The sequence below is a fragment of the Streptomyces sp. NPDC079020 genome (assembly GCF_044542225.1).
Classification (GTDB): Bacteria; Actinomycetota; Actinomycetes; order Streptomycetales; family Streptomycetaceae; genus Streptomyces.
Genome location: NZ_JBITUB010000010.1, coordinates 262,430 through 275,799, shown reverse-complemented (window position 1 = coordinate 275,799; position 13,370 = coordinate 262,430). Strand labels below are relative to the sequence as shown.

The window sequence follows — 13,370 nt, the reverse complement described above, 5'->3', positions numbered from 1 at the left end:
AGCCAGTACTCTGCGTGTCTTATGCGACGCCTCCAGCGCCACTTCGCCACCTCCGACGAACCCGGGCCCCACCCCGACGCACGCGGGAACCTGCCGGCGGATCTGAACAGATTCGTGGGCCGCGACGCCGAGGTCGCCGAACTGTGCCGGCTCCTGGAGGAGTCCAGGCTCGTCACCATCGCGGGGGTGGCCGGGGCCGGGAAGACCCGGTGTGCCACCCGGGTCGCCGCCCTGCTGAAGAAACGGTACTGCGACGGTGTCTGGATCGCCGAGCTGTCCGCCATCCATGACCCCGGGCTGCTGGAACACGCCCTCATCGACGCGCTGGGCCTCACCGATCACACCGGCAGACCGCCCCGGGCCACCCTCGTCGAGCATCTGGCCCCCCGCCGGACGCTTCTGGTGATCGACGGCTTCGAGCACCTCATCGACGCCTGTGCCTCACTCGTACGGGAACTGCTCCGCCGGGCCCCGGGGCTCCAGGTGCTCGCGGCCGGCCGCCGCCCGCTCCAGCTGGACGGTGAACTGACGTTCCCGCTCGCGCCGATGAACGACGAGGACGCGGTGGAGCTGTTCACGGAACGGGCCCGTGCCGTACGGCCCGGGTTCCGGCCGACGGACGGGGAGGCGGCGGCCGCACGGGAGCTCTGCCGCCGGCTCGACGGGATTCCGCTCGCCCTGGAGCTGGCCGCCGGGCGGCTGCGGGCGCTCTCCGTCGATCAGGTGCTGGTGCGCCTGGACGACCGGTTCCGGCTGCTGACCGGCGGCAGCCGCTGCGCGCCGGCCCGCCATCAGACGCTGCGTACGGCCATCGGCTGGAGCCACGAGCTGTGCGCCCCCGAACAGCGGCTGCTGTGGGCCCGGCTCTCGGTGTTCGCCGGGCAGTTCGACCTGGAGGCCGCCGAGTACATCTGCGCCGGCCCCGACCTGCCCGCCGACTCGGTGCTGGACGTCCTGGACGAGCTGCTCGCGCAGTCGGTGGTCCTGCGGGAGGACTCCCCGGCGGGCACCCGCTACCGGCTGCTGGACACGGTGCGCGAGTACGGCGCCGAGTGGCTGGCGGCCACCGGTGACACCCGGCGGCTGCGGCGCAGGCACCGGGACTGGTTCCTGGGCCTGGTGACCTGGTGCGAGCTGGACTGGTTCAGCCCCCGGCAGGCCGAGGTGGCGGTCCGTATCGACAGTGAGCTGCCCAACCTCCGCCGGGCCATGGAGTATTCGATGGAGAGCCCGGAGGAGGTCCATCTGGCCCAGTACCTGGTGGGCACGCTCTGGTTCTACTGGGTGGGCTGCGGCCGCCTCTCGGAGGGCAGGCACTGGCTGGATCATGTGCTGGAGGGCGAGGCGGCACATGATCCCTCCCGGCTCAAGGCGCTGTGGGTCCTGGGCCACGTGGCGGTTCTCCAGGGGGACGCGATCGGCGCGGTCTCGGCGCTGCACGAGTGCCGGGAGGAGGCCGAACGGAGCGACGACGCCACGGCCATGGCCTACGCGGTGCACCGGACCGGCTGTCTGGCGATCGTCACGGACGACATGCCGCGCGCCGAGGAACTGCTGCGCGACGCGCTCGGCCGGTACCGGGAGATCGGTGAGCTGAACAGCAATGTGCTGATGGCCCAGGTCGAACTGGCCATGGCGGTGGCCTTCCGCGGCGATCTGGACAGCGCGGCCGCGCTCTGCGACGAGGTCAGGGAGATCTGCGAGGACCACGGGGAGCGGTGGGCCCTGGCCTACGCGCTGTACGTCCTGGCCTACGCGGCGCTGCGGCGGGGCGAGACGGGCCCGGCCCGGCGGATGCTCGGGGAGTCCCTGTCCATCGGCCACACCTTCAACGACCTGCTGGGCACCGTCCTCTCCCTGGAGCTGCTGGCCCTGGTCAACGCGGTCGAGGGCAACCCCGCGGAGGCCGCCGTGCTGCAGGGGGCGACGGAGCGGATCTGGCCGTCGGTGGGACTGCCCCTGTTCGGCTCGGTCCACTACGGCCGGCCGCAGGCGGAGTGCGAGGAGCTCGCGCGCCGGGAACTCGGGGACGCCGCCTACACGGCGGGGCTGTGCACCGGGCGCCGGCTGGATCCGGACGCGGCGGTGGCCCGGGCGCTGACCGGCGGGCCCCCGGAGGAGGCGGGCGCGCACGGGCTGAGCGCCGTACCGGTGCCCGGGGAAACGCGAAGGCCCGCCGCCTCCCGTACAACAGGGAGGGGCGGGCCGGAGCGCTGGTGAGAGCGGCTACGCCTGGATCAGCGGGCGTAGTACTCGACGACGAGCTGCTCGTCGCAGATCACCGGGATCTCCTTGCGGTTCGGGTCCCGGTCCAGGCGGAAGGCCAGGGCCTTCAGGTTCACCTGGAGGTAGCGCGGGGTCTCACCGTCGGTGTCGTAACCACCCTCGCGGGCCACCTGGAAGGGGACCTTGGAGCGGCTGCGCTCGCGGACCTGGACGATGTCGTCGGGGCGGACGCGGAACGACGGCTTGTCGACCTTGCCACCGTTGACCTCGATGTGACCGTGGACGACCATCTGACGGGCCTGGTAGATGGTACGGGCGATGCCCGAACGCAGGACCAGGGCGTCGAGGCGGCGCTCGAGCTCGACGACCAGCGCCTCGCCCGTCTTGCCTTCGGCCTTCTTGGCACGGTCGTAGGCGCGCGCCATCTGGCGCTCGCTGATGTCGTACTGCGCGCGCAGGCGCTGCTTCTCCAGCAGACGGACCTTGTAGTCCGAGTTCTGCTTGCGGCCACGGCCGTGCTCGCCCGGCGGGTACGGACGCGCTTCGAAGTACTTGACAGCCTTGGGCGTCAGGGCGATGCCGAGGGCACGCGACTTCTTGACCTTGGGACGCGACTGGTTAGGCACGTTCTCCAGACCTCCGTTGTAGGTTAGGTTAGGCTTACCTTACTCAAGGAGATCGCATGTCTCGCCCTGGGAACACCACTCACGTCACGGACAGCACAGACAGCGGCAGCGCACACGAAGGCGCTGCTACGACGGAAGGCCGATCTGATCGTGGTCAGCCGCGTCCCAGCGGGCTTGAAAACACTCGGATGCCGTCAGCAGCCGAGCGCACACGAACTCTCGTACAGAGTACCTGCTCCGCCGTACTGGTCGTACCCGGGCTCGATGTGGCCCGCCCCGAGCAGCTCGTCCCCGGCACCCGGAGCGTAGGACCCGAGGGCGATCTGTTCCTCGAATTCCCCGCGGATTCCCCCGCCGTACGGGCCGCGACCCACGCCCGGGGCGACGAGCTGACCGCGCGGCTGGAGATCACGGATGTCGCCCCGGTCTCCGTCCCGCACCGCATCCGCGGCCGCGCCCAGGTGTCCGGCCGGCTCTCCTGCGTACCCGGTCTCGCCGACGCCGGGCGGATGATGCTGCGGCTGGAGTTCGGGGAGGCGTACGTCGACGACCTCTGGGGGGCCGAGGACGTCGGGCAGGAGGACTTCCGGGACGCGGCGCCCGACCCGCTCGCCATCCACGAGGCGGAACTGCTCCAGCACCTGCACGCGGCCCACGGCGAACAGCTGCGGACACTGTGCGGACTGCTCGGCGGGCCCACCGCCCGCACCTGCTCCGACCATGGGCCCGCCGCCGTACCGGTCGCCCTCGACCGCTTCGGGCTGCGGATCCGCTTCGTCGAGGGCCGGGGCGCGTGCTTCGACGCCCGCTTCGAGTTCCCCGAGCCGGTGCGGGACGTCGGCGGACTGCGCCGGGCGATGCACACGCTCTTCGAGGCGGCGTCCCGTTAGGCCGTGACCTGGGGGCCGTCCGTGCCGGCCTCGGGACCGCCGCGCCCGAGCCGCTCGCGGACCCGGTCCGCCACGTCCGCGTACCGCGCCTCGGCGCCGTAGCGCGTGGGCGTGTAGTACCGCTTGTCGCGGACCGCGTCCGGGGCGTACTGCTGGGCGGCGATGCCGCCGGGGACGTCGTGCGGGTAGATGTACCCCTGGGCGTGGCCGAGCTTGGCCGCGCCCTTGTAGTGGCCGTCGCGCAGATGGGCCGGGACGGGCCCGGCGAGGCCCTTCCGCACGTCCTCCTGGGCGGCGGAGATCGCCAGGGTCGCCGCATTGGACTTGGGGGCCAGGGCCAGCGCGATCGTGGCATGGCTGAGGGTCAGCGCCGCCTCCGGGAAGCCGATCATCGCCACGGCCTGTGCCGCGGCCACCGCCGTCGGCAGGGCGGTCGGGTCGGCGAGCCCGATGTCCTCGCTGGCCGAGATCATCAGCCGCCGGGCGATGAACCGGGGGTCCTCCCCCGCCTCGATCATCCGCGCCAGATAGTGCAGCGCGGCGTCCACGTCGGAGCCGCGGATGGACTTGATGAGGGCACTGGCCACGTCGTAGTGCTGGTCGCCGTCCCGGTCGTACTTCACGGCGGCGCGGTCGACGGTCTCCTCGACCGTCCGCAGGCCGATCTCCGGTTCGTGTGTGGCGAGCGCCGCACCGGCGGCGGCCTCCAGCGCGGTGAGCGCCCGGCGGGCGTCGCCGCCCGCGATGCGCAGCAGATGCGCCTCGGCGTCCTCCTGGAGCGTCAGCGCGCCGCCGAGCCCGCGCTCGTCGCTCAGGGCCCGGCGCAGCAGGGCACGCAGATCCTCGTCGGTCAGCGGCTCCAGGGTGAGCAGCAGGGAGCGCGAGAGCAGCGGGGAGATGATCGAGAAATACGGATTCTCGGTGGTGGCGGCGATGAGGGTCACCCAGCGGTTCTCCACGGCCGGGAGCAGGGAGTCCTGCTGGGCCTTGGAGAAGCGGTGGATCTCGTCGAGGAAGAGGACGGTCTCCTTGCCGAAGCCGCCGGTGGCGCGGCGCGCGCCGTCGATGACGGCCCGGACCTCCTTGACCCCGGCGGTGATCGCGGAGAGTTCGACGAAGCGCTTGTTGGTGGCCTTGCTGACCACGTACGCCAGTGTCGTCTTGCCGGTGCCGGGCGGGCCCCAGAGGATCACCGAGGACGGGCCGGCGGGTCCGCCGCTCCCCTCGCCGACGAGGCGGCGCAGCGGGGAGCCCGGTCTGAGCAGATGCTGCTGGCCGACGACCTCGTCGAGGACACGGGGACGCATCCGGACAGCGAGGGGGCTGCTGGACGGGTCCTTCTCCTGGCGGTCTTCGGCTGCTGCGGTAAAGAGGTCGGGCTCCACGTTTCGAAGCCTATGCCACCGCACTGACAGCGCCGCCGGGGCTCCCGCCCGTCCGGCCCGCGCTGCCGGTGCGCCGGCGGTGTCCGGTCAGCTGGTCCAGAAGTCCCACCAGCGGGTCAGGATCAGCATGCCGATGATGCCGATCCAGAGCACCGGCGGCACCCAGTGGAATTCCGTCAGCCCGTTCCGCAGCCAGGCGGGGGCGGGCAGGACACGGTTCTTGATGTTGTGCGTGGTGACGTAGCAGAACATGAAGATCGTGGCGACCCAGGCCAGGCAGCACCACAGGCAGAGCGAGTTGATGTTGTAGAGCGACTGGTACTGGAGCCAGGTGCAGAAGCCGACACCGAACAGCGTGCCGGCGTTGAGGCCCAGCCAGAACCAGCCGCGGAAGCGTGCTCCGGCGAGCAGTCCCATGCCGATGCAGATCACCATGGCGTAGGTGACGAGCCCGAGCATCGGGTTGGGGAAGCCGAAGGCGGCCGCCTGCTCGCTCTTCATGATGTTGCCGCACGCGACCACCGGGTTGAGGCTGCAGCCGGGCGTGAAGCCCGGGTCCTCGAGCAGCTTGAACTTGTCGATCGTGATGATCCACGCGGCGAGCAGTCCGGCCGCTCCGGTGATCACCAGCAGCAGTGCGAACGCGCGCGTGCCGCCGATGGTCCTCTTCCCGCCGTCCTCTTCCTGGTGCGAGGAGGGATGATCTACCGCTGCAGTCGTCATATCGCCGTTCCATCAATGGGTAACCAGCCGGGCAAGGTCATTGTGCCGCACCACCGCACAGGTCAACCGTTCGATGAACATAAAGGTGTTCGGGGAGGAGGCGCCGGACCGCCGGAGGTCCCCGCCTCCGCCGGACGCCCGTCGGTCCGGCGGGCTCGCGGCGGACGCGGCGGACGCGGATCACCGGTGGCGTCGCGAAATCGACGCCACCCCACCGTATGAATTCGCGCGCACCGAGTTGACGACAGAGGGGCGCTGACGTGCTCCGCGACAGGCGGCGCCGCGCGGCCACCGGGCACGGACGCCGTGCGCCCCGGGTCAACAGCCCCCGGGGCACACGGCGTTCGGCTACTGGGCGAGCCGCTCGCGGACCGCCTCGACGACCTCGGCCAGCGGTACGGCGGTCTGCTCCCCGGACTCCATGTCCTTGAGCTGCACGACGCCCTCCGCCAGGTCACGTTCGCCCGCGACCATCGTGAAGCGCGCCCCCGAGCGGTTCGCGCTCTTCATCGCGCCCTTCAGACCCCGGCCGCCGAACGCGAAGTCGGCGGCGATGCCTGCCCTGCGCAGTCCGGTGACGACGCCGAACAGGGTCCGGCGGGCCTCCTCGCCGAGCGGGACGGCGTACACGCTGGTGGTGGCGGGGATGTCCAGCTCGATTCCCTCCGCCTCCAGCGCCAGCACCGTACGGTCCACGCCGAGCGCCCAGCCGACGGACGGGAGCGCGGGGCCGCCGATCATCTCGGACAGGCCGTCGTAGCGGCCACCGCCGCCGACCGCGGACTGCGAGCCCAGACCGTCGTGGACGAACTCGAAGGTGGTGCGGGTGTAGTAGTCGAGACCGCGGACGAGCTTCTCGTCGTCCTCGTACACGACCGAGGCGGCGTTCAGCAGTTCGCGCACCTCCTCGTGGTACGCCTTGCAGGCGTCGCACAGGTGGTCGCGCAGCTTCGGGGCGCCCACGAGCTGCTTCTGCACCTCGGCCCGCTTGTCGTCCAGGACGCGCAGCGGGTTGATCTCGATGCGGCGGCGGGTCTCCTCGTCGAGGTCGAGGTCGCGCAGGAAGCCCTGGAGCGCCTCGCGGTAGACGGGGCGGCACTCCTTGTCGCCGAGCGAGTTCAGCAGGATGCGGAACTCACGCAGGCCCAGCGAGCGGTAGGCCTGGTCGGCGAGGATGATCAGCTCGGCGTCCAGGACCGGGTCCTCGGCGCCGATGGCCTCGGCACCGACCTGCGAGAAGTGGCGGTAGCGGCCCTTCTGGGGGCGCTCGTACCGGTAGTACGAGCCGGAGTACCAGAGCTTGACCGGGAGGTTGCCGGCCTTGTGGAGGTTGGCCTCCAGCGCCGCGCGGAGCACCGAGGCGGTGCCCTCCGGGCGCAGCGCCAGCTCGGAGCCGCCCTTGGTGGTGAAGGTGTACATCTCCTTGGTGACGATGTCGGTGGACTCACCGACGCCGCGGGCGAAGAGATTCACGTCCTCGAAGCCGGGCGTCTCGATGTAGCCGTAGCCGGAGTTGCGCAGGGGCGCGGAGATGGCCTCGCGCACCGCGAGGTACTTCGCGGAGTCCGGCGGGGTCAGGTCGTACGTGCCCTTGGGGGCCTGAAAGGTGCTCACGGAAAGTCTCTCGTCACATTCCTCGTCGCGGCGCGTCCATACCGTGCAGATACGGATTGGAGGCGCGCTCGCGGCCGATGGTCGTCTGGGGGCCGTGGCCGGACAGCACCACGGTCGAGTCGTCGAGCGGCAGGCACACGCGGGCCAGCGATTCGAGCAGCTCGGCGTGGTCGCCGCCGGGCAGGTCGGTGCGTCCGACGGAGCCGGCGAAGAGCAGGTCGCCCGAGAAGAGGACCGGCGGTACGTCCGCGGCCTCGGGCATCCTGAACGTCACCGACCCCTTCGTATGGCCGGGCGCGTGCGAGACGCCGAGCTCCAGACCGGCCAGCTTCAGCAGCGCACCGTCGGTGAGCTCCTTGACGTCGTCCGGCTCCCCCACGGTCAGCTCGCCCATGAGAGGCATCCCGATGGAGCGGCCGAGGGCCTTCTCCGGGTCGCTCATCATGTACCGGTCCTCCGGGTGGATCCAGGCGGGGACGTCGTGGGCGCCGCACACCGGGACGACCGAGGCGACATGGTCGATGTGCCCATGGGTGAGCACGACGGCGACGGGCTTGAGCCGATGCTTCTTGAGCGCGTCCTCGACGCCCTGGGCGGCCTGGTGGCCCGGGTCGATGATCACGCACTCCTCGCCTGCGGCGGGGGCGACCAGGTAGCAATTGGTCCCCCAGGCCCCGGCGGGGAACCCGGCAATGAGCACGATCGTCCTTAATGTTCGTCCGGCGGAAGCGGCCGCAGCGAAGGATGCAGCAGATCAGAGCCTACCGGCGCTCCTCATTACACAGCTAACCCATATACCGTACGGGGCAGCCCAGGCCCGATGACACGACGTACAAGGAGATCAACCGGTGGTCAGCAGCGATCAGCGGCGGCGGCAGCTCGCCCGGGAGAAGTACGAGCGGCAGCAGCAGCGCCGGGAGGAAGCCCGCCGCAGGACCAGGCGTGTCACCGTGATCACCGCGTCCGCGGTGGCCGTGGCCGCGGTGGTCGGCGTGGGCGCGTACGTCGCGGCGGACAGTGGTGACGGCAAGGACGGCAAGAGCGACACCGCCGCGAGCCAGAGCCCGTCCGCCTCGCCCTCCGCGAGCGAGAGCGAGGCCCCCGAGCCCGCGATGAAGATCGACAAAAAGGCGAAGTACACGATGTCGCTCAGTACGAGCCAGGGCGACATCGCGTTCACGATGGACGCGGCGAAGACCCCGCACACCGCGAACTCGTTCAAGTCGCTCGCCGACAAGGGCTACTTCGACGGTACGAAGTGTCACCGGCTGACCACACAGGGCATTTACGTCCTCCAGTGCGGCGACCCCAAGGGCGACGGCACCGGCGGCCCCGGCTACACGCTTCCGGACGAGAACCTGACCGCGCTCGGCAAGGCCGGTGCGGACGGCACGGTGACGTTCCCCGCGGGCACGGTGGCGATGGCCAACACGGGCCAGCCGCACACCGGCGGCAGCCAGTTCTTCCTGGTCTACAAGGAGACCAGACTGCCGCCCACCTACACCCCGTTCGGGACCATCGACGGTGCCGGTCTGAAGGCCGTCCAGAAGGTCGGCGAGGCCGGTGTCGAGGGCGGTGCGGGTGACGGTGCGCCGAAGAAGGCCGTGAGCATCGAGAAGGCGTCCGTCGCCAAGGACTGACCGGCGGGGCGGCCGGGCTCTCCCGGCCGCCCCCGGGGCGGCCCCGGGGCACCGGAGAATTTCGGCCGCGCTGAGTGCGGACAGCCGGGCGGCCGGTCGCCTAGATTGGCGTTGTGCAGGGCGGGCGATGCCCGCCCCAGGAAACTGTGGACGATGCCCGGGGGGCGAACCCCCTCGCAGGCATCAGGTGGAGGAGGCGCTGTGAGCAGCGACCCGTGGGGCCGCGTCGATGAGACCGGCACCGTGTACGTGCGTACAGCCGATGGCGAGCAGGTCGTCGGATCGTGGCAGGCCGGTTCCCCCGAGGAGGCTCTGGCCTACTTCGAGCGCAAGTACGACGGCATTGTGGTCGAGATCGGCCTCCTCGAACGGCGGGTGAAGACCACCGACCTTTCGGCCAAGGACGCGACGACCGCGATCGAGCATTTGCGGCAACAGGTCGACGAGCACCACGCCGTCGGCGATCTCGACGCGCTCCGCAAGCGGCTGGACGCACTCGTGGCGACGGTCGACTCGCGGCGCGAGGAGCGCAAGGTCCAGAAGGCGAAGCAGACCGACGAGGCCAAGCACGCCAAGGAGGCGCTCGTCGCCGAGGCCGAGGAGCTGGCGCAGAGCGAGCAGTGGCGCTCCGCCGGCGAGCGGCTGCGGGCGCTGGTGGACACCTGGAAGGGGCTGCCCCGGCTGGACCGCAAGTCGGACGACGAGCTGTGGCACCGCTTCTCGCATGCCCGCTCGGCCTTCTCCAAGCGCCGCAAGGCCCACTTCGCCTCGCTGGACGCCCAGCGCGAGGAGGCCCGCAAGGCCAAGGAGAAGCTCGTCACCGAGGCCGAGTCGCTCTCGGGTTCCCAGGACTGGGTGACCACGGCGGCCCGTTACCGCGACCTGATGACGGAGTGGAAGGCCGCGGGCCGTGCGCAGCGCGAGTCCGAGGACGATCTGTGGAACCGTTTCCGGGGCGCGCAGGACGTCTTCTTCGCCGCCCGCAGCGAGGTGTTCGCCGAGCGGGACGCGGAGCAGGGCGAGAACCTCAAGCTCAAGGAGGAGCTCGCGGCCGAGGCCGAGAAGCTGGTGCCGGTGAAGGACCTGAAGGCGGCCAGGGCCGCTTTCCGTGCCGTCAACGAGCGCTGGGAGGCCATCGGCCACGTACCGCGTGACGCCCGCCCGAAGGTCGAGGGCCGGATGCACGCGGTGGAGCGGGCGCTCCAGGAGGCGGAGGAGTCCGAGTGGCGCCGGACGAACCCGGAGGCGCGGGCCCGCGCCGCCGGTCTCACCGGCCAGCTCCAGGACGCCGTGGACAAGCTCCGCACGCAGATCGACACCGCGCGTGCGGCGGGCAACAACGCCCGTGCGGACAAGCTGTCCAAGGAGCTCGAAGGCCGCCAGGCGCTGCTGGACCAGGCGCTGAAGGGGCTGGAGGAGTTCGGCGGCTAGGCCGGACCCGACCGTTGCTCCGGCACACGGAGAGGGGCTGCTGTACGTATCACGTACAGCAGCCCCTCTCCGTGTGCCGGGCCGGCCCGGATGTACCGGACCGGGCCCGGACGGGGGGCTACGGCCTGCGGGCGGAGGTGACCCGGTACACGTCGTAGACGCCCTCCACGCCGCGCACGGCCTTCAAGACGTGTCCCAGGTGCTTGGGGTCGCCCATCTCGAAGGTGAACCGGGAGGTGGCCACCCGGTCGCGGGAGGTCTGCACGGCCGCCGACAGGATGTTGACGTGCTGGTCGGACAGGACCCGGGTGACGTCGGAGAGCAGCCGGGACCGGTCCAGGGCCTCGACCTGGATGGCGACCAGGAAGACCGAGGACTGGGTGGGGGCCCACTCGACTTCGAGGATGCGCTCCGGCTGCTGCGACAGCGAGTCGACGTTGACGCAGTCGGCGCGGTGCACGGAGACGCCGCTGCCGCGGGTGACGAAGCCGATGATCGGGTCGCCGGGGACGGGTGTGCAGCAGCGGGCCAGTTTGACCCAGACGTCCTCGACGCCCTTGACCACGACACCGGGGTCGGCGTTGGCGCGGCGCTTGCTGCGGCCGCGGGAGGGCGGTGCGCTCTCGACGAGGTCCTCGTTGGCGGCGTCCTCCCCGCCGAGTGCCTGCACGAGCTTCTGCACGACGCCCGCGGCGGCGACATGGCCCTCGCCGATCGCCGCGTACAGCGACGAGATGTCGGGGTAGCGCATCTCGTGCGCGAGGGTGACCAGGGAGTCGCCGGTGAGGATGCGCTGGATCGGCAGGTTCTGCTTGCGCATCGCACGGGCGATGGAGTCCTTGCCCTGCTCGATCGCCTCGTCGCGGCGCTCCTTGGAGAACCAGGCGCGGATCTTGTTGCGGGCGCGGGGCGACTTGACGAAGCCCAGCCAGTCCCGCGAGGGCCCGGCACCGGCCGCCTTGGAGGTGAAGACCTCCACCAGGTCACCGTTGTCCAGGGTGGATTCGAGCGGTACGAGCCGCCCGTTGACCCGTGCCCCTATGGTCCGGTGGCCGACCTCCGTATGGACGGCGTACGCGAAGTCGACCGGTGTCGCACCCGCGGGAAGCGCTATGACATCGCCCTTGGGTGTGAAGACGAAGACCTCGTTGCGGGAGAGGTCGAAGCGCAGCGACTCCAGGAACTCGCTGGGGTCCTCGGTCTCCTTCTGCCAGTCCAGGAGCTGGCGCAGCCACGCCATGTCGTTGACGGTGTCCTGGCCGCGTCCGGTGTTCTTGGGGACGTCGGTGCGCACCTTGGAGGCGCCGGCGACGGCCTCCTGCTTGTACTTCCAGTGCGCGGCGATGCCGTACTCGGCGCGGCGGTGCATGTCGAACGTACGGATCTGGAGCTCGACGGGCTTGCCGCTGGGACCGATCACCGTGGTGTGCAGTGACTGGTACATGTTGAACTTGGGCATCGCGATGTAGTCCTTGAACCGTCCCGGTACCGGATTCCACCGGGCGTGGACGGTGCCGAGCGCCGCGTAGCAGTCGCGGACCGTGTCGACGAGGACCCTGATGCCCACCAGGTCGTAGATCTCGGCGAAGTCCCGGCCCCGCACGATCATCTTCTGGTAGACGCTGTAGTAATGCTTCGGCCGCCCGGTGACGGTGGCCTTGATCCGGGCGGCGCGCAGGTCGGACTGGACCTCGTCGGTCACTATGGCGAGGTATTCGTCGCGCTTGGGCGCCCGCTCGGCGACGAGGCGGACGATCTCGTCGTACATCTTGGGGTAGAGGATCGCGAAGGCGAGGTCCTCCAGCTCCCACTTGATGGTGTTCATGCCCAGGCGGTGGGCGAGCGGCGCGTAGATCTCCAGCGTCTCGCGGGCCTTCTTCTCCTGCTTCTCCCGCTTGAGATAGCGCATGGTGCGCATGTTGTGCAGCCGGTCGGCCAGCTTGATGACGAGGACCCTGGGGTCCTTCGCCATGGCCACGACCATCTTGCGTACGGTCTCGGCCTGCGCGGCCTCGCCGAACTTGACCTTGTCCAGCTTGGTGACGCCGTCGACGAGCAGAGCGACCTGGTCGCCGAAGTCGAGGCGCAGGGTGTCCAGGCCGTACTCGGTGTCCTCGACGGTGTCGTGCAGCAGGCCCGCCATCAGGGTGGCCGGATCCATGCCCAGCTCGGCCAGGATCGTCGTCACGGCCAGCGGATGCGTGATGTACGGGTCGCCGCTCTTGCGCTTCTGGCCGCGGTGCCAGCGTTCGGCGACCTGGTAGGCCCGCTCGATCTGGCGCAGCGTGGCGGTCTCGATCTTGGGGTCATTGCCGCGGACGGTGCGCAGCAGCGGTTCGAGGACCGGGTTGTACGGGCTGGAGCGCTGCACGCCCAGTCGGGCGAGGCGGGCCCGGACGCGGTTGGAGGACCCGCCCGAGCGGGACGCCGAACCGGCCGGGGCCGGGGGCTTCGCGGCGGACCTGGCCGGGGCCTTGGACGCGGGCTCGGCGGGTGCCGGGGCGGCGGGGGCGGCAGCGGGCCTCGCGGACGCCTGGGCCGGGCTCGCCGGGCGTGCGGGCCCGGCGGGCTTCGCGGGAGCGGCGGAGGCGGGAGCGGGGGCCTGCGGGGAGCTGCCGGACGGCTCGCGCGGCGCGGGCTCCGGCGCACCCGAGGGCTTGGCCTTCTCGGGCGTTGCGGGGGCCGCCGCGGGCTTTTCGGGCTGCGGGGCGGCGGCTGGCTGGGCCTCGTCTGGCAAGAGTGCTCCTCGTGCGGATCCGGGGTACCCGGAAACCCATGGTATCGACCCCCCGGCCGGACCTCGCCCGGGGACCGCGGGAGCCCCTGTCAACGCGG

Annotated in this window: 10 protein-coding genes; 4 read left to right on the top strand and 6 right to left on the bottom strand. The window is 70.9% G+C overall.

From position 1 onward, the window contains the following. Nucleotides 1-21: 21 nt before the first annotated feature. Nucleotides 22-2,220: an ATP-binding protein gene (locus ACIGJO_RS22610; protein WP_399960725.1), complete on the top strand. Its 2,199-nt coding sequence runs from the start codon at nucleotides 22-24 to the stop codon at nucleotides 2,218-2,220. A 17-nt stretch (nucleotides 2,221-2,237) separates the two neighbouring features. Here ACIGJO_RS22610 and rpsD read toward each other — a convergent pair whose 3' ends face one another. Further along, nucleotides 2,238-2,852, bottom strand: coding sequence for a 30S ribosomal protein S4 (gene rpsD / locus ACIGJO_RS22605; RefSeq protein ID WP_003970343.1), 615 nt, complete (start codon nucleotides 2,850-2,852; stop codon nucleotides 2,238-2,240). 188 nt (nucleotides 2,853-3,040) lie between these two features. Between rpsD and ACIGJO_RS22600 the strand changes: the two genes are divergently transcribed. Continuing rightward, nucleotides 3,041-3,742 (top strand): DUF2470 domain-containing protein, encoded by a 702-nt coding sequence (locus ACIGJO_RS22600; protein WP_399960722.1) that lies wholly within the window; start codon nucleotides 3,041-3,043, stop codon nucleotides 3,740-3,742. Here ACIGJO_RS22600 and ACIGJO_RS22595 read toward each other — a convergent pair. The 4 genes from ACIGJO_RS22595 to ACIGJO_RS22580 all read right to left on the bottom strand — a co-directional run bounded on the left by ACIGJO_RS22595 (nucleotide 3,739) and on the right by ACIGJO_RS22580 (nucleotide 8,164). Further along, nucleotides 3,739-5,127, bottom strand: a complete 1,389-nt coding sequence (locus ACIGJO_RS22595) for a replication-associated recombination protein A (RefSeq protein WP_399960720.1) — start codon at nucleotides 5,125-5,127, stop codon at nucleotides 3,739-3,741. The two genes, ACIGJO_RS22600 and ACIGJO_RS22595, sit on opposite strands and share 4 nt — an antisense overlap. Before the next feature lie 87 nt (nucleotides 5,128-5,214). Further along, nucleotides 5,215-5,850, bottom strand: a complete 636-nt coding sequence (locus ACIGJO_RS22590; protein WP_399960718.1) for a vitamin K epoxide reductase family protein — start codon at nucleotides 5,848-5,850, stop codon at nucleotides 5,215-5,217. A 348-nt stretch (nucleotides 5,851-6,198) separates the two neighbouring features. Further along, complete coding sequence (gene hisS, locus ACIGJO_RS22585; RefSeq protein WP_399960716.1) at nucleotides 6,199-7,464, bottom strand: histidine--tRNA ligase; 1,266 nt, start codon at nucleotides 7,462-7,464, stop codon at nucleotides 6,199-6,201. Between the two features lie 13 nt (nucleotides 7,465-7,477). Then, complete coding sequence (locus ACIGJO_RS22580; RefSeq protein ID WP_399960714.1) at nucleotides 7,478-8,164, bottom strand: MBL fold metallo-hydrolase; 687 nt, start codon at nucleotides 8,162-8,164, stop codon at nucleotides 7,478-7,480. 148 nt (nucleotides 8,165-8,312) lie between these two features. Between ACIGJO_RS22580 and ACIGJO_RS22575 the strand changes: the two genes are divergently transcribed. Both ACIGJO_RS22575 and ACIGJO_RS22570 read left to right on the top strand, forming a co-directional pair. Next, nucleotides 8,313-9,104, top strand: coding sequence for a peptidylprolyl isomerase (locus ACIGJO_RS22575; RefSeq protein WP_399960712.1), 792 nt, complete (start codon nucleotides 8,313-8,315; stop codon nucleotides 9,102-9,104). A gap of 201 nt (nucleotides 9,105-9,305) precedes the next feature. Continuing rightward, on the top strand, nucleotides 9,306-10,535 hold the full coding sequence (locus tag ACIGJO_RS22570) for a DUF349 domain-containing protein (protein WP_399960710.1): 1,230 nt from the start codon (nucleotides 9,306-9,308) through the stop codon (nucleotides 10,533-10,535). Nucleotides 10,536-10,653: 118 nt separating this feature from the next. On the opposite strand, the gene ACIGJO_RS22565 is transcribed toward ACIGJO_RS22570, so the two are convergent. Further along, complete coding sequence (locus ACIGJO_RS22565; protein ID WP_399960708.1) at nucleotides 10,654-13,272, bottom strand: RelA/SpoT family protein; 2,619 nt, start codon at nucleotides 13,270-13,272, stop codon at nucleotides 10,654-10,656. Between the last annotated feature and the right edge of the window lie 98 nt (nucleotides 13,273-13,370).